Below are 21,659 nucleotides of genomic sequence, written 5' to 3'. Positions count from 1 at the left end.
TCCGATAAGGCGTCAATTGCGGCGGGGTAAGCGATCACCCTTTCGTGTGCTTTTCACCAAAGACCTCAAGGGAGTTGGAGGCCACGCCGACAACTGATCCGTGAGTACCCTTGCGCACACCATGATGACCACCGCCCGCTCCGCCGACGCCGGTCTCGCCGGCCCGGGCGACCTCGACCGCTACCCCTTCGCCGAGCCCTCCGGCGGCGGCGACCGCGTGGTCGCCCCCGCATGGGACGGCGCCGAGCACGACCTGGGGCGCGTGAGCCGGCGCGCGTCCGGAAGCCGGGGCCGCGGGCTCCATGGCCAACTCGTCCAACAGCTGGGCCAGATGATCGTCTCCGGCGACCTGGGCGCCGACCGCCCGCTCGTCCCCGAGGAGATCGGCCAGCGCTTCGAGGTCTCCCGCACCGTCGTGCGCGAGTCGCTCCGCGTCCTGGAGGCGAAAGGTCTCGTCAGCGCCCGGCCCAACGTCGGCACGCGCGTGCGTCCCGTCAGCGACTGGAACCTGCTCGATCCGGACATCATCGAGTGGCGGGCCTTCGGGCCGCAGCGGGACGATCAGCGGCGCGAGCTCGGCGAGCTGCGCTGGATGATCGAGCCGCTCGCCGCCCGCCTCGCCGCGGGGCACGGCCGCGAGGAGATGCAGCAGCGACTCGCCGACATGGTCGAGATCATGGGCCACGCGTTGACGCAGGGTGACTCGCTCACCTTCTCGCGCGCCGACGCGGAGTTCCACTCGCTGCTCATCCAGGTCGCCGGCAACCGCATGCTGGAGCACCTCTCCGGCATCGTCTCGGCCGCCCTCCAGGTTTCCGGTGGCCCGGTCACCGGCTGTGACCGCCCCACCGAGAGCTCCCTCGTGCACCACTCGCGCGTGGTCGACGCCCTCGCGGCGGGCGACGGCGCGGGAGCCGAGGCCGCCATGCGGCAGCTGCTCACCGTCCACCCGGAGGTGGAGCGCGTCGTGCCCGCTCCCCGCGAACACTGACCGCGCCCCCGCCGCCCGCGGTGCGCGTGCCTCGCGGCAGCCGTCCCGTCGCTCCCGCGCCCTCGACGGCGCCGCCGCCACACCGGACGTCGCCGGACCTCCACGGGCTCCCAGTGAGCCCGGCGGGGTCCGGCGACGCGATTGTGAGGGTTGCTTCAGGGGTCAACGGGGGAACATTCGTGCATGCGTGTAGGTCGCTTTTGGCCGTATCTGGATATTTTTGAGTACATATGGGGTGTGACTCGGGCCACGTAGATTGGGCGTAACGCTCGAAGGAACAGCGCGATGACCTAAGAGGTGATAGCCGAGGAGGGAATACAGCGGTCGTTCGCGACGCTGTGTGACTTTCCGGCCCCCGCCCGCGCCGTCGGCCCGAATCCCCAGCCGCCGGTCGTCGGCTCCGGTCCACAGTGGACGGGGCCGGAAGCCGTTTTCCAACGTTCCGAGAGGTTGTTCGTGTCGGCCAGCACATCCCGTACGCTCCCGCCGGAGATCGCCGAATCCGTCTCTGTCATGGCGCTCATCGAGCGGGGAAAGGCTGATGGGCAGATCGCCGGCGATGACGTGCGTCGTGCCTTCGAAGCTGACCAGATTCCGGCCACTCAGTGGAAGAACGTTCTGCGCAGCCTCAACCAGATCCTCGAGGAAGAGGGTGTGACGCTGATGGTCAGTGCCGCGGAGCCCAAGCGCCCCCGCAAGAGCGTCGCAGCGAAGAGCCCGGCCAAGCGCACCGCGACCAGGACGGTCGCGGCCAAGACCACCACGGTCAAGCCCACCGCGACCGCCGCCGCCACCGGCGCGCCGACCGCGGACGGCACCACCGAGGACGCGCCCGCGAAGAAGGTCGCCGCCAAGAAGACGACGGCCAAGAAGGCCGTCGCGAAGAAGACCGTCGCCAAGAAGGCGACGGCCAAGAAGGCCACCTCCAAGAAGGACGCCGACGAGCTCCTGGACGAAGAGGCCACTGACGAGGCACCCGCCGCCGGCAAGCCCGGCGAGGGCGAGCCGGCCGAGGAAGGCGCCCAGGGCTTCGTACTCTCCGACGAGGACGAGGACGACGCGCCGGCCCAGCAGGTCGCCGCGGCCGGCGCCACCGCCGACCCCGTCAAGGACTACCTGAAGCAGATCGGCAAGGTCCCCCTGCTCAACGCCGAGCAGGAGGTCGAGCTCGCCAAGCGCATCGAGGCCGGCCTGTTCGCCGAGGACAAGCTCGCCAACGCCGACAAGCTCGCGCCGAAGCTCAAGCGCGAGCTGGAGATCATCGCCGAGGACGGCCGCCGCGCCAAGAACCACCTCCTGGAGGCCAACCTCCGTCTGGTGGTCTCCCTGGCCAAGCGCTACACCGGCCGCGGCATGCTCTTCCTGGACCTCATCCAGGAGGGCAACCTCGGTCTGATCCGCGCGGTCGAGAAGTTCGACTACACCAAGGGCTACAAGTTCTCCACGTACGCCACCTGGTGGATCCGTCAGGCGATCACTCGCGCCATGGCCGACCAGGCCCGCACCATCCGTATCCCGGTGCACATGGTCGAGGTCATCAACAAGCTGGCCCGCGTCCAGCGCCAGATGCTCCAGGACCTGGGCCGCGAGCCCACCCCGGAGGAGCTGGCCAAGGAACTCGACATGACCCCGGAGAAGGTCATCGAGGTCCAGAAGTACGGCCGTGAGCCGATCTCCCTCCACACCCCTCTGGGTGAGGACGGCGACAGCGAGTTCGGTGACCTCATCGAGGACTCCGAAGCGGTCGTGCCGGCCGACGCGGTCAGCTTCACGCTCCTCCAGGAGCAGCTCCACTCGGTCCTGGACACGCTGTCCGAGCGTGAGGCGGGCGTGGTCTCCATGCGCTTCGGTCTCACCGACGGTCAGCCCAAGACCCTCGACGAGATCGGCAAGGTCTACGGCGTGACGCGTGAGCGCATCCGCCAGATCGAGTCGAAGACGATGTCGAAGCTGCGTCACCCGTCGCGCTCGCAGGTCCTGCGCGACTACCTCGACTAGGCCGCGACAGCCGTCAGAGCGTTACCGAAAGGCCCGAAGTCCTCAGCGCGAGGCTTCGGGCCTTTCGCGTCCATGAGCTGTGGACCGTTCGCGCGCGGGTGCGCCGCCTGCGCCGCTGGATGACGCTGGGTGGGCGTTCGCAGCCCAGAGTGAGGAGATCGCATGCGTCGTTCCTTCGCCCGATCGTGGAGAGGGCCGCTGGCTCTGGCGGCCGCTGCCGCCGCCCTGCCGCTGGCCGTCCCGCCCCCCGCGAGAGCCGACAGCGTCATCATCGGGGGCAGCCCGGTGCAGGTGTCCGAGAGCCCGTGGGTGGTGGCCCTCTCCAGCCGTGACCGGTTCGGGGGTACCCGCTCGGGCCAGTTCTGTGGCGCTGTGGTGACGGGTCCCTCGACGGTCCTGACGGCCGCCCACTGCATGAGCAAGGACGTACTCGGTACGCCGCTCCACGGCATCTCGGACCTGAAGGTCATCGCCGGCCGCTCGGACCTGCGGACGTCGGAGGGCACGGAGACCCCGGTCCGGGAGGTCCGCGTCAACCCGGAGTACGACGCCTACACCAACTCCGGTGACTTCGCGGTGCTGACCCTCTCCGCGCCGCTCCCGGAGAAGTACGTGATCCCCGTGGCGGGGCAGGGCGACCCCGCGTACGAGGCGGGGACGGAGGCGACCGTGTACGGCTGGGGGGACACCACGGGCGCGGGTCAGTACGCCTCCACGCTCCACGCGGCCGGGGTGCGGGTGCTGCCCGACACCGTGTGCAAAGAGGCGTACCCGGGCAGTGCCGACGGCAAGTACGAGGCCACCACCATGCTGTGCGCCGGGGAGCTGGACGGTCGGCGCGACGCCTGCCAGGGGGACAGCGGTGGGCCGCTGGTCGCCAAGGGGCGGCTCATCGGGCTGGTGTCGTGGGGGAGCGGCTGCGGGCGCGCCGGGAGCCCTGGTGTCTACACGCGGATCTCGAACGCGGTCAAAGTGATCGGGGCAGGCCGCACCTGAGGCGTGGAGCCCCTGGGAGCGGGCCGGCGGCGGTGGGCTGCCCACCGGCCGGTCCCGGGCCGAGGAGGGCCCTTGTAGCCCCGTATGGGGGCGCGGAGACGAGAGCGGGCGGCCACCCTGCTGGTTGACAGGGGTGGCCGCCCGTACGCCGGCCTGTTCGCCGGAGCTGCTCGTCGTGGTGCGAGGTGTCAGCGTTCCTCTTCGGGGTCGCTCTCCGGAGCGGCCGTCAGACGCTCCGTCTCGTCCTGTATCTCAGCGGCGATCTTCTTGAGTTCCGGCTCGAACTTGCGGCCATGGTGGGCGCAGAAGAGCAGTTCGCCGCCGCTCAGCAGGACGACGCGCAGGTAAGCCTGGGCGCCGCAGCGGTCGCAGCGATCAGCGGCCGTCAGGGGGCTCGCGGGGGTCAGAACAGTAGTCACGTCGCCTCTTCTCTAGCTCGACGAGCTGTCGTACCAGGGTCAACATCCAACCAGGCCGAAAACGTTCCCGCTCGCGGCTTTTCCTCGAAATTTATTTTGAGGAGGCTGTCCGTTGCCGGTTGGCGGCGAATGTGCCGTATTGCGTCTCTTACGTGTCTTACGGTTTCGCGCTGTCTGTCAGGTCGGTGTCCTCCGGCTGGCTTGCCGGTTGTTCATGAGGACGTGCCCGGAGCCTAAATGGTTCATGCCTCGAAGGGAACGTGACGTGCGCTTCACTCCATCGAGGGATCGAACACGCATACGAGCGTCAGTTAGTCTGCGTGGGGACGCGGGTGGCGTGACAACGGCTCTACCAGGCCTCGGTACCCTCTGACGGGCAACCGAAGCCGCGTCCTTACCCCAAAGGACCCCCTTGAAATTCAGCGAGGAGCGAACCGCGTGACCGCCGAGACGTCCGTGCCGTCCACAGCGTTGCTGACCGGAGCAGACCGGGACGGTTCCAACTACACCGCGCGGCACCTGCTCGTCCTGGAGGGGCTCGAGGCCGTCCGCAAGCGTCCTGGCATGTACATCGGGTCCACGGACAGCCGCGGCCTGATGCACTGCCTCTGGGAGATCATCGACAACTCCGTCGACGAGGCCCTGGGCGGCTACTGCGACCACATCGAGGTCATCCTCCACGACGACGCCTCCGTGGAGGTCCGGGACAACGGCCGCGGCATCCCGGTGGATGTCGAGCCCAAGACCGGTCTCTCCGGCATCGAGGTCGTCATGACCAAGCTGCACGCCGGCGGCAAGTTCGGCGGGGGCTCCTATGCCGCCTCCGGTGGCCTGCACGGCGTGGGCGCCTCCGTGGTCAACGCGCTCTCCGCCCGCCTCGACGTCGAGGTGGACCGCGCCGGGCACACGTACGCGCTCAGCTTCCGGCGCGGTGTCCCCGGCTCCTTCGCCAAATCCGGGCCCGAGGCGCCCTTCGAGCCGTCGTCGAAGCTCAAGAAGTCCAGGAAGACGCCCAAGGCGGGCACCGGCACGCGCGTGCGTTACTGGGCCGACCGGCAGATCTTCCTCAAGGACGCCAAGCTGTCGCTGGAGAACCTCCACCAGCGCGCCCGCCAGACGGCCTTCCTGGTTCCGGGCCTCACGATCGTCGTACGGGACGAGTTCGGCCTCGGCGAGGGCGGTTCGAAGGGCGAGGAGTCCTTCCGCTTCGACGGCGGCATCAGCGAGTTCTGTGAGTACCTCGCCCAGGACAAGGCGGTCTGCGACGTCCTGCGCTTCTCCGGACAGGGCACCTTCAAGGAGACCGTGCCGGTCCTGGACGACCACGGCCAGATGACCCCCACCGAGGTCACCCGCGAGCTCGCCGTGGACGTGGCCCTGCGCTGGGGCACCGGGTACGACACGACCGTCAGGTCCTTCGTCAACATCATCGCCACCCCCAAGGGCGGCACCCACGTGACCGGCTTCGAGCGCTCCCTCACCAAGACGATGAACGAGGCCATGCGCAGCCAGAAGGTGCTGCGGGTCGCCGAGGACGACATCGTCAAGGACGACGCCCTGGAGGGCCTCACGGCGGTGGTCACGGTCCGTCTGGCGGAGCCGCAGTTCGAAGGCCAGACGAAGGAGGTCCTCGGCACCTCCGCGGCCAACCGCATCGTCGCCAATGTCATCGCCAAGGAACTGAAGGCCTTCCTGACGTCCACCAAGCGGGACGCCAAGGCCCAGGCCCGTGCCGTGATGGAGAAGGCCGTCGCCGCGGCCCGCACCCGCATCGCGGCGCGCCAGCACAAGGACGCCCAGCGTCGGAAGACCGCCCTGGAGTCCTCGTCGCTGCCCGCGAAGCTCGCGGACTGCCGCAGTGACGACGTGGAGCGCAGCGAGCTCTTCATCGTGGAGGGCGACTCCGCGCTCGGCACCGCCAAGCTCGCCCGGAACTCCGAGTTCCAGGCGCTGCTGCCGATCCGCGGCAAGATTCTCAACGTTCAGAAGGCGTCCGTGACGGACATGCTGAAGAACGCCGAGTGCGGAGCGATCATCCAGGTCATAGGAGCCGGGTCCGGCCGGACCTTCGACATCGACGCGGCGCGCTACGGAAAGATCATCCTGCTCGTCGACGCCGATGTGGACGGCGCGCACATCCGGATCCTGCTGCTGACGCTGTTCCAGCGCTACATGCGGCCCATGGTCGAGGCGGGACGGGTCTTCGCCGCGGTGCCGCCCCTGCACCGCATCGAGCTCAGCCAGCCCAAGAAGGGCCAGGACAAGTACGTCTACACGTACTCGGACCGCGAGCTGCGGGAGACCCTGCTGGAGCTGCAGCGCAAGAACGTGCGCTACAAGGACTCGATCCAGCGGTACAAGGGTCTCGGCGAGATGGACGCCGACCAGCTGGCGGAGACGACGATGGACCCCCGGTACCGCACGCTGCGCCGGATCAACATCTCCGACCTCGAATCCTCCGAGCAGGTCTTCGATCTGCTGATGGGCAACGACGTCGCGCCGCGCAAGGAGTTCATCACCAGCTCCGCGGCGACGCTGGACCGGTCGCGTATCGACGCCTGACGGCCGCGCGCGGTGCGGCCCGCGGTGCGGGGCCGTGCCGGCTCGACCGGGTCGCGGCAGCTGTGTGCTCCGCCCATGCGCCACGGAGCCGGGTGCTCCACCCACGGGTGGAGCACCCGGCTCCACCCGTGATCCACCTCTGATCCACCCCTGCTCCGATCTCTCGGCCAGGCGCTTTCCGTAGCGTCGAAGGCATCGATCCCGCTCACGTCCCTCGGATCGGCCCTTCCTTCCCCTCGCACGGAGGCAGCCATGTCAGCTCTCACCGACGCAGCTCGGCGCCCGGCGTGCGGTATGGCGGACGCGGCGTACGAGCCGATGGGGAAGGACCCCGTGTGAGCTGGGGCCGGTGGACGAGATGGCCTTCCCGAGAGGCGTTGACCTGGGCGGGCATGAGCCTTGCCAGGCTGTGGTTCGCCCGGATCGTGCGCGTGGTGGTCCTCGGCATCCTGATGTGGGACGCCTTCCACGAGAACCGCGGCTGGCACCTGGCGGCCGGTCTGGCCGTGGTGGCGGCGGTCTCCTGCGCGGGGTGGGCGTTCTTCCGTGTCTCGTTCGACCACCGGGTGTGGCCTTCCCTGGGGCTGATGGCGCTGCTCATAGGCGCCGCGCTTGCCGCCGATCTTGGCGGCTGGCGCGTGCCGGCCCTGGTGCTGTGGTGCGGCACGGCCGTCTCCGCGATGGAGCGGCTGCCGCTCGTCGCGGGCGCACCGTGCGTCTTGGCGGCGATGACCGGGTACGCCGTGTACACCGACGACGGCTGGCTCGTCACGGGGCTCACCATCATCGGGCTCGTGCTCGCCGGGTACACCTTGCGGCTGGACGCCGAGGCACGGGGCAACAACCACCGGCTGCTCGTCCAGGAGCGGGCCGCGCGGGCCGCGGAGGCGGAGTCGGCCGCGCTCGCCGAACGGGGCCGCATCGCCCGCGAGATCCATGACGTGCTGGCCCACAGCCTCTCCGCGCAACTCGTGCACCTGGAGGCGGCCCGACTGCTGATCGAAGGCGATGCGACCAAGCAGCAGATCCTGGACCGGGTCGTGGCGGCGCGCTCCATGGCCAGGGAAGGACTCGCCGAGACCAGACAGGCGCTGTCCGCGCTGCGCGGGGAGATGACCCCGGTCGAGGACTTCCTGCGCGAACTGGTCACGGCCGACCACGCCTCGGTCGCTGTCACCGGGGAGCCGCGCCCCCTGCCCGCCGAGGCGTCGCAGGCGGTCCGCAGAGTGGCGCAGGAAGCCCTGACGAACGTCCGCAAGCATGCGCCAGGGGCGAAGATCCAGGTGCGCCTGGAGTACGGGAAGCGCGAAGTGCTGCTGGACGTGCGGGATTCGGGCGGGCGGTCGCCGGGGGAACTCGCCGCTTCCGGTGCCGGGTACGGTCTGCTCGGGATGCGTGAGCGGGCTGAGCTGCTGGGCGGGTCCTTGGAGGCTGGACCGGGCGAGGAGGGCTTCGTGGTGACGCTGAAGGTGCCGACATGACGTGGAACGAAGGCGCCGCAAGAACCGCCGACGAGCGGGGCGAAGGGCCGGAAGTGGCGCGAGCGGAGGAAGGCAGACCACCCGCGCGGGTGATCGTGGTCGACGATCAGACCGTCGTACGCGAGGGAATCGTGATGCTGCTCGGGCTGCTGCCCGGCATCGAGGTCATCGGCTCCGCCGGCGACGGCGAGGAAGCCGTACGCCTGGTCGGCGAACTCGCCCCGGACGTCGTGCTCATGGACCTGCGCATGCCTCGCTGCGACGGGGCGGAGGCCACCCGGCGTATCCGCGCCCGGTATCCGGGGACCCAAGTGGTCGTGCTCACCACCTACGCCGACGACGACTCGCTGTTCCCGGCGCTCAAGGCGGGTGCCCGCGGCTATCTCACCAAGGACGCCGGCGGGGAGGAGATCGTGCGGGCGGTCGAGAACGTCCTCTCGGGTGACGCCGGGCTCTCCCCACGGATCCAACGGCGGCTTCTGGAGCGGCTGTCGGAGCCGGAACCCGTGGGTGCCGGGGAGCCGCCCGACGGCCTGACCGCGCGGGAGACGGAGGTGCTCGTCCTGATCGCCGAGGGCATGTCGAACCACGAGATCGCCCGCGCGCTGCACGTCTCCACGGCGACGGTGAAGACACACATCAACAACCTCTTCGCGAAGGCCGGCCTCAAGGACCGTGCCCAGGCCGTCCGCTACGCCTATGACCACGGGCTCGTCACGCCACCGGGGCGTGCCCGTACCTGACGAAGCTTCACCTGATGGGGTGAAGAGCACCGGGAGATGTGTCTCGGAACCACACGATCTGCCCATCCTTGGGCACGCGGCCGAACAGCCTGCGGACAAGGAGAGTTCGGTGGAGATGCGCGACGGGCCCGATGTCGAGCAGGGCCGGATCGTCCCGGACCGGCGCAGGGCCGGTGATCCGAAAGAACCCTGGCACGACTCGCTCGCCTCCGGGTGGGGCGAGCCGGACGGTACGGGCGCGTCGGCAGCCGTGGTGGCGCCGAGGGGTGCCGCCGGGCAGCGGAGTGCGAGCGGGAGCGCTGGCGACATCTACCTGGAGGTCCAACGCAGCGACGCCTTCCAGGAGGTACGCAGCCGATATCGGAGGTTCGTCTTCCCGACGGTCGCCCTCTTCTTCACCTGGTACGTGGCGTACGTCGTGACCGCGACGGCGGCGCCCGGGCTGATGGCGCACCCCGTCGTGGGGGCGGTGAATGTGGGGCTGCTGGCCGGTCTCGGACAGTTCGGCACAACGTTCCTGCTGACCTGGGCGTACGCCCGGCACGCGCGATTGCGCAGGGACCGCGCGGCGCTCGATCTGCGGTGGTCCGTCTTCGAGCAGGAGCGGGAGCAGGGCCGCGAGGTGGAGCGACGGCGGGAGCGCGGCGTGGTGCCCGAGCAGGGAGGCGAGCGATGACCGGTGATCACCAGACACTCGCCCTGCTGCTGTTCGGTGCCTTCGTGGCCGTCACGCTGGCGATCACGACGTGGGCGAGCCGTGACCGGCACGGTACGGCCGAGGAGTTCTATGTCGGCGGGCGGCTCTTCTCCCCGATGGAGAACGGTTTCGCCATCGCCGGTGACTACATGTCGGCCGCCTCCTTCCTCGGTATCGCGGGGCTGATCGCGCTCTTCGGGTACGACGGGCTGCTCTACTCGGTCGGCTTCCTGGTCGCATGGCTCGTCGTGCTGTTCCTGGTGGCCGAACTGGTGCGCAACTGCGGCCGGTTCACGCTCGCGGACGTCGTCGCCTCGCGGATGAGGGAGCGGCCGGTGCGGATCGCGGCGGGAACTTCCTCGGTGACCGTCTCCGTTCTCTATCTGGTGGCGCAGATGGTGGGGGCGGGCTCGCTGGTCGCGCTCCTGCTCGGCGGGACGAGCGGCGCGGCGCAGACCTGGACGGTGGTCGGCGTCGGCGCGCTGATGGTGATCTACGTGTCGTTGGGAGGGATGCGGGCCACCACCTGGATCCAGATCGTGAAGGCGGTCCTGCTGATGGGCGGCACGGTCGCGCTGACCGTGCTCGTCCTGGCGCGCTTCCACGGCGACTTCGGCCAGCTCCTGAGCGCCGCAGCCGAGCGCAGCGGCCACGGAGAGCGGTTCCTGGCGCCAGGGCTGAAGTACGGCGGTGACTGGACCGCGCGGCTCGACTTCATCAGCCTCGGGCTCGCGCTCGTGCTCGGCACCGCGGGGCTGCCGCACATTCTGTCGCGTTTCTACACCGTGCCGACCGCACGGGCCGCGCGTCGGTCGGTCGTCTGGTCCATCGGCCTCATCGGCGGCTTCTACCTGATGACGATCGTGCTCGGCTTCGGGGCGGCCGCGCTCGTGGGCCCGGAGGCGGTGCGCGGTTCGAACGCCGCGGGGAACACGGCGGTTCCGCTGCTCGCGCTCGACCTGGGCGGCGGCGAGGGCTCCACGGGCGGCACGGTTCTGTTCGCGATCGTCGCCGCCGTCGCCTTCGCCACGATCCTGGCCGTGGTCGCCGGGGTCACCCTCGCGTCCTCCGCGTCGGTGGCACACGACCTGTACGCCTCCTTGCGGCGGCCCGGCGCCGAGCCGCGCAGTGAGGTGACCGTCGCGCGCGTCGCCGCGGCGGGAATCGGCGTGGTCGCGATCGGCCTCGGGTTGCTGGCCCGCGATCTCAACGTCGCGTTCCTGGTCGGCCTCGCCTTCGCGGTCGCCGCGTCCGCCAATCTGCCCGTGCTGCTCTACTCGCTGTTCTGGCGGAACTTCACCACGCGCGGGGCGGTGTGGTCGGTGTACGGGGGGCTGCTGCCCGCGCTGGCGCTGGTGGTGCTCTCGCCGGTGGTCTCCGGAGGGCCACATTCCCTCTTCCCCGGGGTGGACTTCCAGTACTTCCCGCTGGAGAACCCGGGGCTCGTCTCCATCCCGCTGGGCTTCCTCGCGGGCTGGTTCGGCACGGTGACCTCACGTGAGCCTGCGGACGAGGCCAAACACGCGGAGACGGAGGTGCGGTCGCTGACCGGCGCGGGAGCGGCGTGACGAGACCCTTCGGGGCGTCCCTCACGGCCTCCTAGGCGCCGGGGGACCACTCGTAACGGTGCTCCGGGCGGCCCGTGTCGCCGTACCTGAGGCTGAGCCTGACCCGGCCCGTGCGCTCCAGGAGTTTCAGATAGCGCTGCGCCGTTTGCCGGCTCAACCGGGTCCGGTCGGCCAACTCCTGCGCGGAGAGCGGGCCTTCCGCCGCCATCAGCGCCCGGCGCACCAGCTCCGCGGTGGTGGGGGAGTGGCCCTTGGGCAGTTCCGTCGCCGGGGTCGCGGAGAGCGCGCCGAAGATCCGGTCGACCTCGGCCTGCTCGGCCTCACCCCCGCCGTCCCAGGTGCGGCGCAGCGTCGCGTACGCGTCCAGCTTGGCGCGCAACCCCGCGTAGGAGAACGGCTTGACCAGGTACTGGAGTGCTCCGTGTCGCATCGCTGCCTGCACGGTGGCGACATCGCGGGCGGCGGTCACCATGATCACGTCGGTCTGGTGCCCGCGCTCACGCAACGTACGTACGACCGACAGACCCGTCCCGTCGGGCAGATAGTGGTCCAGCAGCATCAGATCGACGGGGACGACGTCGATGAGCCGCAGCGCCTCGGTGGCGCTGTGGGCCTTGGCCGCCACCCGGAAGCCGGGGATCTTCGCCACGTAAGCGGCGTTGACGTCCGCGACCCGGACATCGTCGTCCACGACGAGGACATCGATCACCGTGTCGTCTCCGTGCCCTCGATCAATGTTGACTCCTCCGTGGCGGCGAGCGCGGGTTCCGTGAGTGCTTCGGGCAGGACCACGGTGAACTCCGCGCCTCCATCGGGCGCTTCGTCGACCCGGGCGCTGCCGCCCTGCCGTTCGGCGAGCCTGCGCACCAGGGGGAGGCCGATTCCCCGCTTGCCGTGCGCCGGCGGCTCCTTGGTGGTCCAGCCCTCCGTGAAGATCGTCTCTCGCAGCTCGGCGGGCACTCCGGGGCCGGTGTCGCGCACCCGGAGGACAAGGGAGCGGCCTTCGGCGCGGGCGGCGACCTCCACGCGCGCGTGGGGGCTGCCCGCGCCCGCGGCGGCGTCGACCGCGTTGTCCACGAGGTTCCCGACGATCGTGACGAGCCCGCCCGGGTCGATGAGCCGGTCGGGCAGTGCCGTGTCCCGGGGCACGGAGAGCGCGACCCCTCGTTCGGCGGCCACGGTCGCCTTGCCGACCAGCAGGGCCGCGAGCAGCGGATCGCCGATCTTCTCCGTGATCTGCTCGGCGGTCACGCGGTGGGCGCCGGCCACCTCGCCGACGAACTCGGCGGCCTCCTCGTACATCTCCAGTTCGAGCAGGCCGAGGAGGGTGTGCATGCGGTTGGCGTGTTCGTGGTCCTGGGCGCGCAGGGCGTCGATGAGGCCGCGGGTGGAGTCGAGTTCGCGGCCGAGCTGCTCCAGTTCCGTGCGGTCCCGCAGGGTGGCGACGGCGCCGCCGTCGTCGGTGGGCATGCGGTTGGCGATCAGAACGCGCCGGCCGCGCACGGTCAGCAGGTCGGTGCCGGTGACCCGGCCGGCGAGTACGTCCGTCGTACGCCCTGGGCCGAGTGCGTCGTCGAGCGGCCGGCCGAGGGCGTCGGAGCCGAGGCCCAGGAGGCGTTCCGCTTCGTCGTTGAGCAGCCGGATCCTGCCGCTCCGGTCCAGGGCGACGACCCCTTCACGGATGCCGTGCAGCATCGCCTCGCGCTCCGCGAGCAGCGCGGAGATGTCGGAGAAGGCCAGGTCGCGGGTCTGACGCTGCACCCTGCGCGAGATCAGATACGCGGCGAGCGCGCCGACGGCGAGTGCCCCGCCCGCGTAGGCGAGGAGTCCGGGAATGGAGTGGATCAGGCGGGCCCGCACGCTGTCGTACGCGATGCCGACGGACACCGCGCCGACGATGACGCCCTCCGCGTCGCGCAGCGGCACCTTCCCGCGGGCCGAGCGGCCCAGGGTGCCGTTGTCGATCTCCATGACGTCGTGGCCGGCGAGGGCGTCGCTCGGGTCGGTGGAGACGACCTCGCCGATCTGGGTCCGGTCGGGGTGGGACCAGCGCACCCCGTCCTTGTTCATGATCACGACGTACTCCGCACCGCTGGCCCGGCGGATCCGGTCGGCCTCACGTTGGACGGGCCCCGCGCCCGTGGGCGGCGAGGATCTCAGCTCCTCGGCGAGCCGTGGATGGGCGGCCGTCGTCTGGGCGATGGCCAGAGCGCGACGCATCGCCTGGTCGTCCAGCTGATCGCCGAGAGGGGCGAGGAAGAGCCCGGTGGCCAGTACGGCGACCCCGGCGGCGATCGCCAGCTGCATCAGCAGGACCTGCGAGAACACGCGTCGCGGCAGACCGAGACGGAGGCGTCGCGCGGACGGGGCGGGGCTCATGTGTACGAACGGTACGGCCGGTGGCGGGCTATGCCGAAGCCACTGTGGCAGGGATCTCGTCAACCACCGTGGTCCGGATCCGGCCACTCTCGGAGCGGCGGATCTCCGCGAGGCGGATCCCGACGGCCGCCGCGCGGTGCGTCCCCCGAGTCACTCCGAGTGAGTCCCGTAAGGGGACATATCGCCACCACGTCCATCCGCGCCGGGGTCTTGAGAGCCGCGCCGCAGCTCTCCGGGCGGGGCGGCTGTGCGGGGCCCTGGGCCACGGTGACCTGCCACCGGCGTCCATCCCCGTGCGCCACGGTCACCTCCCAGCGCGGGGCGGCGCCGTCGGTCCCGGCGACGGTCAGGGCCCCTGCGGCGTCCTCGCCCGTCGAGGCGCGTACGGCCAGTTCGGCGGCTTGCCCGGGCCGCTCCCAGGCGGAATTGCCCCGGCAGCCCTCGGTGACCACACGCTGCGCGCGGACCGCTTCGAGGATCTCCTTGACGGCGGGTGCCCCGATCCGGCCGTACGCGTAGCCGTAGGGCAGCACCAGCAGCGTGGGGGAGAAGCGGTGGCCACCCAGATGAGTGATCTCCCACACCCCCTCTTCACCGGTGGCGGCCAGCTCGGCGGCGAGGGGCCGGCCGAGCAGGGCACAGCAGCGGTCGCGTTTGCCGTTGGTGCAGACGAGGGCCAGAGGGGCGCCCGTGTGCGGGGTGCCGAAGCCGCCGTGGTCCCCCGCGCCGAGAGCCGCGAAATCGAGGTCGAGCAGTTCCTTGGGGTCCTCCGTCACCCGGGAGCGCAGCCAGGTGCGGCCCGGGACGGTGTGCGCCACGTACACCTGCTGCCGCGTCGGCGTGTGGCAGTCCGCGTGGCGCCCGGGGCGGCGGATCAGGGCGATCCGCACGCCGGTGCCTTCGGCGGCCTTCTCCAGGGCGCGGCCGACCTCGGGGTCGAGACGGCTGGACGTCAGCGCCTTGGCGCCCCAGGGCCCCGGCTGTTCCACCAGGAGCCAGGTCCTGGCGGTGGCCGCGGTTCCCGCGAGGGGCTCGTCCAGGTCCCGCGAAGCGGTCGCGCACGTACTCACGCAGGCGAGCCTAACTTGCGTCCCCTGCCGCGGAGGATCAGGCCTCTTCGGAGAGGTCCGCCGACGAAGAAGATGGCATTGGCCGGGGCGGGCGCACGCCGACGTACTGGCCGCTGGGACGCATCCGTAGCGGCCGCTCGCCGTACTCCTCCAGGGCATGCGCGATCCAGCCCGCCGTGCGGGCCACCGCGAAGATCGTCTCGCCCGCCTCCGCCGGCATCCCGGACGAGGCGGTCAGGACGGCCAGGGCGAGGTCGACATTGGCCCGCAGGTCCGTGTGGCGGGCGGTGGTGGCCACCACGTCGCGGGCCGCGGCGAGGGCGGGGCCCGCCTTGGGCAGCATCTCCAGGAGGCCGAACAGCGCCTGCGCGCGCGGGTCCTCGCCGGGGTAGAGGCGGTGGCCGAGGCCGGGGACGCGGCGGCCCGCGCGCAGCTCGTCGGCCACCACGGGCGTCGCGCTGCCCCGGTCGAGCACGTCGAGGAGCATGCGGTGGGCGAGCCCGCTGGCCGCGCCGTGCAGCGGGCCCTCCAGGACGCCCAGCCCCGCCGACACCGCCGCGTAGGGGTGGGCCCGCGCCGAGGCGGCGACCCGCACGGCGAGCGTCGACGCGGCGAGGTCGTGGTCGACCAGCAGCGCGAGGGCGGTGTCCAGGGCGTGCAGGGCGGCCTCGTCGGGCCTGACGCCGCTCAGCCGGCCCCACAGCCGCCGGGCCAGCGGCCCTTCGTCCCGGTGGGTGGGCAGGATCGGCGGGAGCGCGGCGACGAGCGTGGGGATCAGCGTGCGCGCGGTACCGATGACCGCCTCTTCGGAGAGGTCGAAGCGGAGTGGGTCGGCGGCTCCGGCCGCGATGGCCGCCACGCGCAGCCGGTCCGCCGGTCCGCTGTGCTCGGGCAGCGCGCTCACCGCGCGACGGGCCGCCGAGACGGTGTCGGTGGGGGCGGTGAAGCGGACGCCGGGGCGCAGGACGCCGGTCCACAGCCACTCGGCGACTTCCTCGTAGGAGTGCGTGAGCGCGAGCTCGGTGGCGTCCACACCTCGGAAGTAGTAGCGATCGCTGTCGATGAGCGTGATGCGGGTGCGTACGGAGAGTTCGTCGCCCGTGGTCGCGGCGGCGGGGGCCCGTCGGTTTCTGCGGGCCAGCGCCTCGACCTCCCCGGCGTCGAACGTGCTGCCCCGTGAGCCCGGCCCGCGTCGGCTGCTGAGCTGGCCGCGACTCACGTACGCGTACACGGTCTCGGGCTTCACGCCGAGCAACTCGGCGGCTTCTCTGGTGCTCAGCCGCCGTCGGCCGTCCTGCGCGGTTCCGTGATCCGTCATGGGCGACACCGTATCCGTATCCCGACACCTGGATGTCTGTATTGATCCAATCAATATTGACAACGTCTCAGTCAAGCATGGACAGTCGAATCAAGTCCAGGGAGGAAGTCGAGGAACAACATGCCGATCAATGGCTCCGCCGCCACCCCCACCACACCGGTCGAGGTCCCACGAGGACTCGCGGGTGTCGTCGTCACCGAGACGGAACTCGGCGACGTGCGGGGATACGAAGGCTTCTACCACTACCGCCAGCACTCGGCCGTCGAGCTCGCGCAGAGCCGCAGCTTCGAGGACGTCTGGCACCTGATGTTCCACGGAGAGCTGCCGGACGCCGGACAGGCCGCCGCCTTCACCGCGCGGACCGCCTCACTGCGCCGTCTGCCCGAGGAGGTCCGCGAGGCGCTGCCCGCCATCGCCCGCGCCAGTGCGCTGTCGGGGCCCCTCTCCGGGCTGCGCACCGCCCTGTCGCTCTTCGGGGCGTCCAAGGGCTTCCGTCCGGTGTACGACATCGGCGAGGACCGTCGCCGCGCCGACGCCCTGGCCGCGTCCGCCGTCGTGCCGACGCTGCTCACCGCGTTGTACCGGCTCGGCCAGGGCCTCGAACCCGTGGAGCCGCGGGACGACCTGTCGTACGCCGCCAATTACCTCTACATGCTCACCGGTTCGGAACCGGACGCCGGCCGGGCGCGGGCCATCGAGCAGTACTTGATCTCAACCATTGACCATGGGTTCAACGCCTCGACGTTCACTGCCCGGGTCATCACGTCCACCGGCGCCGATGTGGCGGCCTGCCTGGTGGGCGCGGTCGGGGCGCTGTCGGGGCCGTTGCACGGAGGGGCGCCGAGCCGGGCCCTGGACACCCTCGACGCGATCGGGAGCCGTGACCGCATCGACGGATGGATCCGCGAGCGGGTCCTCGCCGGGGACCGCATCATGGGCTTCGGGCACCCCGTCTACCGCACCGAGGACCCCCGCTCACGCATGCTGCGGGACATCGCACGGCAATTCGGCGGCGACATGGTGGAGTTCGCGATCGAGGTCGAGCGGCACGTCGAGGCGATCCTGGCGGAGCTGAAGCCGGGGCGCGAGTTGCACACGAACGTGGAGTTCTACGCCGGGGTCGTCATGGAGCTGTGCGGGTTGCCGCGCGAGATGTTCACCCCGACGTTCGCCTCGGCGCGAGTGGTGGGCTGGAGCGCCAACATCCTGGAGCAGGCGCGGGATTCGAAGATCATTCGGCCCGCGGCCCGCTATGTGGGCCCGCCCGCGCCCCAGCCGGTGCCGACAGCCGGCTGACGATGCGCGAGCCGTAGAACTGCAAGCCCCGCGAGCCCCGCAAGCGCCACAAGGACCGGGGCGCCCTGTCCGACGCGTGTCCCCCGCGCGCCGCTGGCAGTCGTTCACTTCGCGGCATGTCCCGGCGGCCCTATCCTGGGGCGATCGTCACTTTCCACACGGGATCCGGCGAGGCCCGCATTCCGGCGGAGAGGACCGCCGAGGTCCGGTTTTCGCCCGGCGGGTCGCCCCGCCGCGATCCGTACGCACGCCGGTATGAGGGGCCCACGGTTGAACACGCAGCAGATCCCGGTCATCGTTCTCGCCGGATTCCTCGGTTCCGGCAAGACCACCCTGCTCAACCATCTCCTGCACCGCAGCGGTGGCAGCCGGATCGGGGCGATCGTCAATGACTTCGGTTCGATCGAGATCGACGCGATGTCGGTCGCGGGGCAGCTCGGCGACTCGACCGTCTCGCTCGGCAACGGCTGTCTGTGCTGTGCCGTGGACGCGAGCGAGCTGGACGAGTACCTGGAGCGGCTCGCCCGGCCCTCCGCCGGGATCGACGTCATCGTCATCGAGGCGAGCGGGCTCGCCGAGCCGCAGGAGCTGGTGAAGATGCTGCTCGCCAGCGAGAACCCCCGCATCGTGTACGGGGGGCTGGTCGAGGTCGTCGACGCCGCCGAGTTCGACGCCAACAGGCAGCGGCATCCCGAACTCGACCGGCATCTGGGCATCGCCGATCTCGTCGTGGTCAACAAGGCCGACCGGGTGCCCCCGGCGGAGCAGGAGCGCGTCCTCGGCGTCGTGCGCGGCCTCGCCGGGCGGGCGGCCGTCGTCGCCGCTTCCTTCGGGCGGGTGGACGTGGAGCTGTTCTTCGACCGGGCGCCCGTGGGGGAGCGGATCGGCCAACTCTCCTTCGACGATCTGCGGGACGATTCCGACGAGCTGCCGGACGACGCCGCCGACCCCGAAGGCCACGTGGACTCCGGGGACGCCTGCGGGCACCACGACCACCTGCACTCCGCCTACGAGAGCCTCGCCTTCAGCTCCGAGGCGCCCCTGGGGCCGCGCCCCTTGATGGCCCTGCTCGACAGCCGGCCCGAAGGGCTCTACCGCATCAAGGGGTACGTCGATTTCGGCGCCGCCGACCCGCGCAACCGGTACGAGGTGCACGCCGTCGGGCGGTTCCTGCGCTTCTATCCGCAGCCGTGGGCTCCGGGTGAGCCGCGTCTGACCCAGCTGGTGCTCATCGGGTCGGGCATCGACGTACCGGCCCTGGAGGAGGAGCTGGAGGCCTGTCGGGCGTACGCCCCGCAGGCCGACGAGCAGGCCATGTGGGGCGTACTGCGCTACGTACAGGAACCGGACGCCGACCACCCGCAGGCCGCGGACCCGGACACCGCGAGGCCCGAAACCGAAGACCCGTATGCCGCGGACCCGCATGCCGAAGACCCGGACGCCGAGGATCTCGGCGCCGGGCCCACGGCCTGAACCCGCGGCTACACCGGTCCCGCGACCGCCGCCACCGGCTTCGCGAGCGAGACGCCCGAGCCGTCGCGGCGCGGGTCCATCTCGGGCAGCTCGGCCGGCATGCCGTTGCGCTGGGCCGCGTGCGGTGGCGTCGGGCCCGCCCACGCGAAGCTCAGGCAGTCCTCGCCCTTCAGGAACCGCTGGACGCGCACGCCGCCCGTGGCGCGGCCCTTGCGCGGGTACTGGTCGAACGGCGTCAGCTTGGCCGTCGTCTGCACCGAGTCGTCGAGGGTGCCGCGCGAGCCCGCCACCGTGAAGACGACCGCTTCCGCCGCCGGGTCCACCGCGGTGAAGGAGATGACCTTCGCCCCCGCCGCGAGCTTGATGCCCGTCATGCCCCCGGCGGGACGGCCCTGCGGACGCACCTGGGAGGCCTGGTAGCGCAGCAGCTGGGCGTCGTCCGTGATGAAGACCAGGTCCTCCTCGCCGGTGCGCAGCTCGGCCGCGCCGACGATCCGGTCACCGTCCTTGAGGGTGATGACCTCCAGCTCCTCCTTGTTGGACGGATAGTCGGGCACCACCCGCTTGACCACGCCCTGCGCGGTGCCGAGCGCGAGTCCCGGCGACGACTCGTCGAGCGTCATCAAACAGATCAGCTTCTCGTCCCCGCTCAGGGGCAGCAGTTCCGAGACGGGCGCCCCACCGGAGAGATTGGGCGCGCCCATCGTCTCCGGCAGCTGCGGGAGGTCCACCACGGACAGGCGCAGCAGCCTTCCGTGGGACGTGACGGCGCCCACCTCGCCGCGCGCCGTGGCCGGCACCGCCGAGACGATCGCGTCGTGCTTGACGCGCTTGGTCTCGCCGTCCGAGAACGGCTCGCCGTTGGCCGTGCGGGCCAGCAGGCCCGTCGACGACAGGAGCACGCGGCACGGGTCGTCCGCCACCTGGAGCGAGACCGTCGCGGCCGGGGAGCCCGCCGACTCCAGGAGAACCGTCCGCCGGTCGGTGCCGAACTTCTTGGCGACGGCGGCCAGTTCCGAGGAGACCAGCTTGCGCAGCTCGGCGTCCGACTCCAGGATGCCGGTCAGCTCGTCGATCTCGCCGTTGAGCTTGTCGCGCTCGGACTCCAGCTCGATGCGGTCGAACTTGGTCAGCCGGCGCAGCGGCGTGTCCAGGATGTACTGCGTCTGGATGTCGCTCAGCGAGAAGTGCTCGATCAGCCGCTCCTTGGCCTGCGCGGAGTTGTCGCTGGAGCGGATGAGGCGGATGACCTCGTCGATGTCGAGGAGGGCCACCAACAGGCCCTCGACCAGGTGCAGGCGGTCGCGCTTCTTGCCGCGGCGGAACTCGCTGCGGCGGCGCACCACGTCGAACCGGTGGTCCAGATAGACCTCCAGGAGTTCCTTGAGGCCGAGGGTGAGCGGCTGGCCGTCCACCAGTGCGACGTTGTTGATGCCGAAGGACTCCTCCATCGGCGTCAGCTTGTACAGCTGCTCGAGGACGGCCTCCGGGACGAAGCCGTTCTTGATCTCGATGACCAGGCGGAGGCCGTGCGAGCGGTCGGTGAGGTCCTTGACGTCGGCGATGCCCTGGAGCTTCTTGGCGCCGACCAGGTCCTTGATCTTGGAGATGACCTTCTCGGGGCCCACGGAGAAGGGCAGTTCGGTGACGACGAGGCCCTTGCGGCGCGCCGTCACGTTCTCCACGGCGACCGTGGCGCGGATCTTGAAGGAGCCGCGGCCCGAGGCGTAGGCGTCCTTGATGCCCGTCAGGCCGACGATCTTGCCGCCCGTGGGCAGGTCGGGACCCGGCACGAACTTCATCAGCGTCTCGAGGTCGGCCCCCGGGTGCTTGATCAGGTGCCGGGCCGCGGCGATGACCTCGCCGAGGTTGTGCGGCGGCATGTTCGTCGCCATGCCGACCGCGATGCCCGAGGCGCCGTTGACCAGGAGGTTCGGGTAGGCCGCCGGGAGGGCGGTGGGCTCCATCTCCTGGCCGTCGTAGTTCGGCTCGAAGTCGACGGTGTTCTCGTCGATCGACTCCGTCATCAGGGAGGTGGCGTCGGCCATCTTGCACTCGGTGTACCGCATGGCGGCCGGCGGGTCGTCGTTGCCGAGCGAGCCGAAGTTGCCGTGGCCGTCCACGAGCGGGAGGCGCATGGAGAAGGGCTGGGCCATGCGCACCAGCGCGTCATAGATCGACGCGTCGCCGTGGGGGTGCAGCTTGCCCATGACCTCGCCGACCACGCGGGCGCACTTCACATAGCCGCGGTCGGGGCGCAGACCCATCTCGTTCATCTGATAGACGATCCTGCGGTGCACCGGCTTCATGCCGTCGCGGGCGTCCGGCAGGGCCCGGGAGTAGATGACCGAATACGCGTACTCGAGGAAGGAGCCCTGCATCTCGTCGACGACGTCGATGTCGAGGATCCTCTCCTCGAACGAGTCGTCGGGCGGCGGGGTCTTCGTGCTGCGGCGGGCCATCGCTGCTGCGGCTCCTTCACCAACAAGTGCGGGTTCTGACGCCGACCATTGTGGACCGTCCCACTGACAACGCCGACCACGACCCGTGCGGCGGCGACGTCACGGCCGGGACTACGCCCTGAGCGGACCGGGAACGTCGTCAGGTGTCAGCACGCTTGCATACAGTGGCAGGACTGGCAGCAACGGTTCTGATCCAGCGAAGATCC

16 protein-coding genes are annotated in these 21,659 nt (G+C 70.7%); 10 read left to right on the top strand and 6 right to left on the bottom strand.

Going from position 1 to position 21,659, the window contains the following annotated elements:
* The first annotated feature begins 100 nt into the window (after positions 1-100).
* The 3 genes from ABZ385_RS19315 (at position 101) to ABZ385_RS19305 (ending at position 3,985) form a co-directional block, all read left to right on the top strand.
* Positions 101-991 carry an FCD domain-containing protein gene (locus ABZ385_RS19315; RefSeq protein WP_358696485.1) on the top strand — a complete coding sequence of 297 codons (891 nt, stop codon included), beginning with the start codon at positions 101-103 and terminating at the stop codon, positions 989-991.
* A gap of 450 nt (positions 992-1,441) precedes the next feature.
* The gene (locus tag ABZ385_RS19310; RefSeq protein WP_358581525.1) at positions 1,442-2,989 is read left to right on the top strand and encodes an RNA polymerase sigma factor; all 1,548 of its coding nucleotides are present in this window, start codon (positions 1,442-1,444) and stop codon (positions 2,987-2,989) included.
* A 162-nt stretch (positions 2,990-3,151) separates the two neighbouring features.
* Complete coding sequence (locus ABZ385_RS19305; protein WP_358581523.1) at positions 3,152-3,985, top strand: serine protease; 834 nt, start codon at positions 3,152-3,154, stop codon at positions 3,983-3,985.
* A gap of 188 nt (positions 3,986-4,173) precedes the next feature.
* On the opposite strand, the gene ABZ385_RS19300 is transcribed toward ABZ385_RS19305, so the two are convergent.
* Positions 4,174-4,404, bottom strand: coding sequence for a hypothetical protein (locus tag ABZ385_RS19300; protein WP_358581520.1), 231 nt, complete (start codon positions 4,402-4,404; stop codon positions 4,174-4,176).
* 438 nt (positions 4,405-4,842) lie between these two features.
* Here ABZ385_RS19300 and ABZ385_RS19295 point away from each other — a divergent pair, with 438 nt between their 5' ends.
* The 5 genes from ABZ385_RS19295 to ABZ385_RS19275 all read left to right on the top strand — a co-directional run bounded on the left by ABZ385_RS19295 (position 4,843) and on the right by ABZ385_RS19275 (position 11,455).
* Positions 4,843-6,966, top strand: coding sequence for a DNA topoisomerase IV subunit B (locus tag ABZ385_RS19295; protein ID WP_358581518.1), 2,124 nt, complete (start codon positions 4,843-4,845; stop codon positions 6,964-6,966).
* Between the two features lie 335 nt (positions 6,967-7,301).
* On the top strand, positions 7,302-8,447 hold the full coding sequence (locus ABZ385_RS19290; RefSeq protein WP_358581516.1) for a histidine kinase: 1,146 nt from the start codon (positions 7,302-7,304) through the stop codon (positions 8,445-8,447).
* On the top strand, positions 8,444-9,190 hold the full coding sequence (locus ABZ385_RS19285; protein WP_358912355.1) for a response regulator transcription factor: 747 nt from the start codon (positions 8,444-8,446) through the stop codon (positions 9,188-9,190). Before ABZ385_RS19290 ends, ABZ385_RS19285 begins: the two co-directional genes overlap by 4 nt.
* 115 nt (positions 9,191-9,305) lie before the next feature.
* Positions 9,306-9,866: a DUF485 domain-containing protein gene (locus ABZ385_RS19280; RefSeq protein ID WP_358581529.1), complete on the top strand. Its 561-nt coding sequence runs from the start codon at positions 9,306-9,308 to the stop codon at positions 9,864-9,866.
* Complete coding sequence (locus ABZ385_RS19275; protein ID WP_358581512.1) at positions 9,863-11,455, top strand: cation acetate symporter; 1,593 nt, start codon at positions 9,863-9,865, stop codon at positions 11,453-11,455. The genes ABZ385_RS19280 and ABZ385_RS19275 overlap by 4 nt, the downstream gene beginning before the upstream one ends.
* Positions 11,456-11,486: 31 nt before the next feature.
* Here the strand turns inward: ABZ385_RS19275 and ABZ385_RS19270 are convergent, their stop codons facing one another.
* From ABZ385_RS19270 to ABZ385_RS19255, 4 genes are read right to left on the bottom strand one after another with little or no spacing between them, the layout of a single operon-like run.
* Positions 11,487-12,164, bottom strand: a complete 678-nt coding sequence (locus ABZ385_RS19270) for a response regulator (RefSeq protein WP_358581509.1) — start codon at positions 12,162-12,164, stop codon at positions 11,487-11,489.
* A complete protein-coding gene (locus ABZ385_RS19265) occupies positions 12,161-13,834 on the bottom strand; it encodes a sensor histidine kinase (RefSeq protein ID WP_358912353.1) in 1,674 nt (557 codons plus the stop codon). Before ABZ385_RS19265 ends, ABZ385_RS19270 begins: the two co-directional genes overlap by 4 nt.
* Positions 13,835-13,893: 59 nt before the next feature.
* Positions 13,894-14,904: a sucrase ferredoxin gene (locus tag ABZ385_RS19260; protein ID WP_358912351.1), complete on the bottom strand. Its 1,011-nt coding sequence runs from the start codon at positions 14,902-14,904 to the stop codon at positions 13,894-13,896.
* Between the two features lie 37 nt (positions 14,905-14,941).
* On the bottom strand, positions 14,942-16,222 hold the full coding sequence (locus ABZ385_RS19255; RefSeq protein ID WP_358912350.1) for a citrate synthase family protein: 1,281 nt from the start codon (positions 16,220-16,222) through the stop codon (positions 14,942-14,944).
* Positions 16,223-16,342: 120 nt separating this feature from the next.
* Between ABZ385_RS19255 and ABZ385_RS19250 the strand changes: the two genes are divergently transcribed.
* Together ABZ385_RS19250 and ABZ385_RS19245 are read left to right on the top strand one after the other, a co-directional pair.
* Complete coding sequence (locus ABZ385_RS19250; protein WP_358912348.1) at positions 16,343-17,518, top strand: citrate synthase/methylcitrate synthase; 1,176 nt, start codon at positions 16,343-16,345, stop codon at positions 17,516-17,518.
* A gap of 255 nt (positions 17,519-17,773) precedes the next feature.
* Positions 17,774-18,991, top strand: coding sequence for a GTP-binding protein (locus ABZ385_RS19245; protein WP_358912346.1), 1,218 nt, complete (start codon positions 17,774-17,776; stop codon positions 18,989-18,991).
* An 8-nt stretch (positions 18,992-18,999) separates the two neighbouring features.
* Here ABZ385_RS19245 and ABZ385_RS19240 read toward each other — a convergent pair whose 3' ends face one another.
* Positions 19,000-21,453: a DNA topoisomerase IV subunit A gene (locus tag ABZ385_RS19240; RefSeq protein WP_358581497.1), complete on the bottom strand. Its 2,454-nt coding sequence runs from the start codon at positions 21,451-21,453 to the stop codon at positions 19,000-19,002.
* Positions 21,454-21,659 lie beyond the last annotated feature (206 nt).

Origin of the sequence: Streptomyces sp. NPDC005898 (genome assembly GCF_040629635.1) — a bacterium.
Classification (GTDB): domain Bacteria; phylum Actinomycetota; class Actinomycetes; order Streptomycetales; family Streptomycetaceae; genus Streptomyces.
This window is presented reverse-complemented; position numbering and strand designations above follow the sequence as displayed.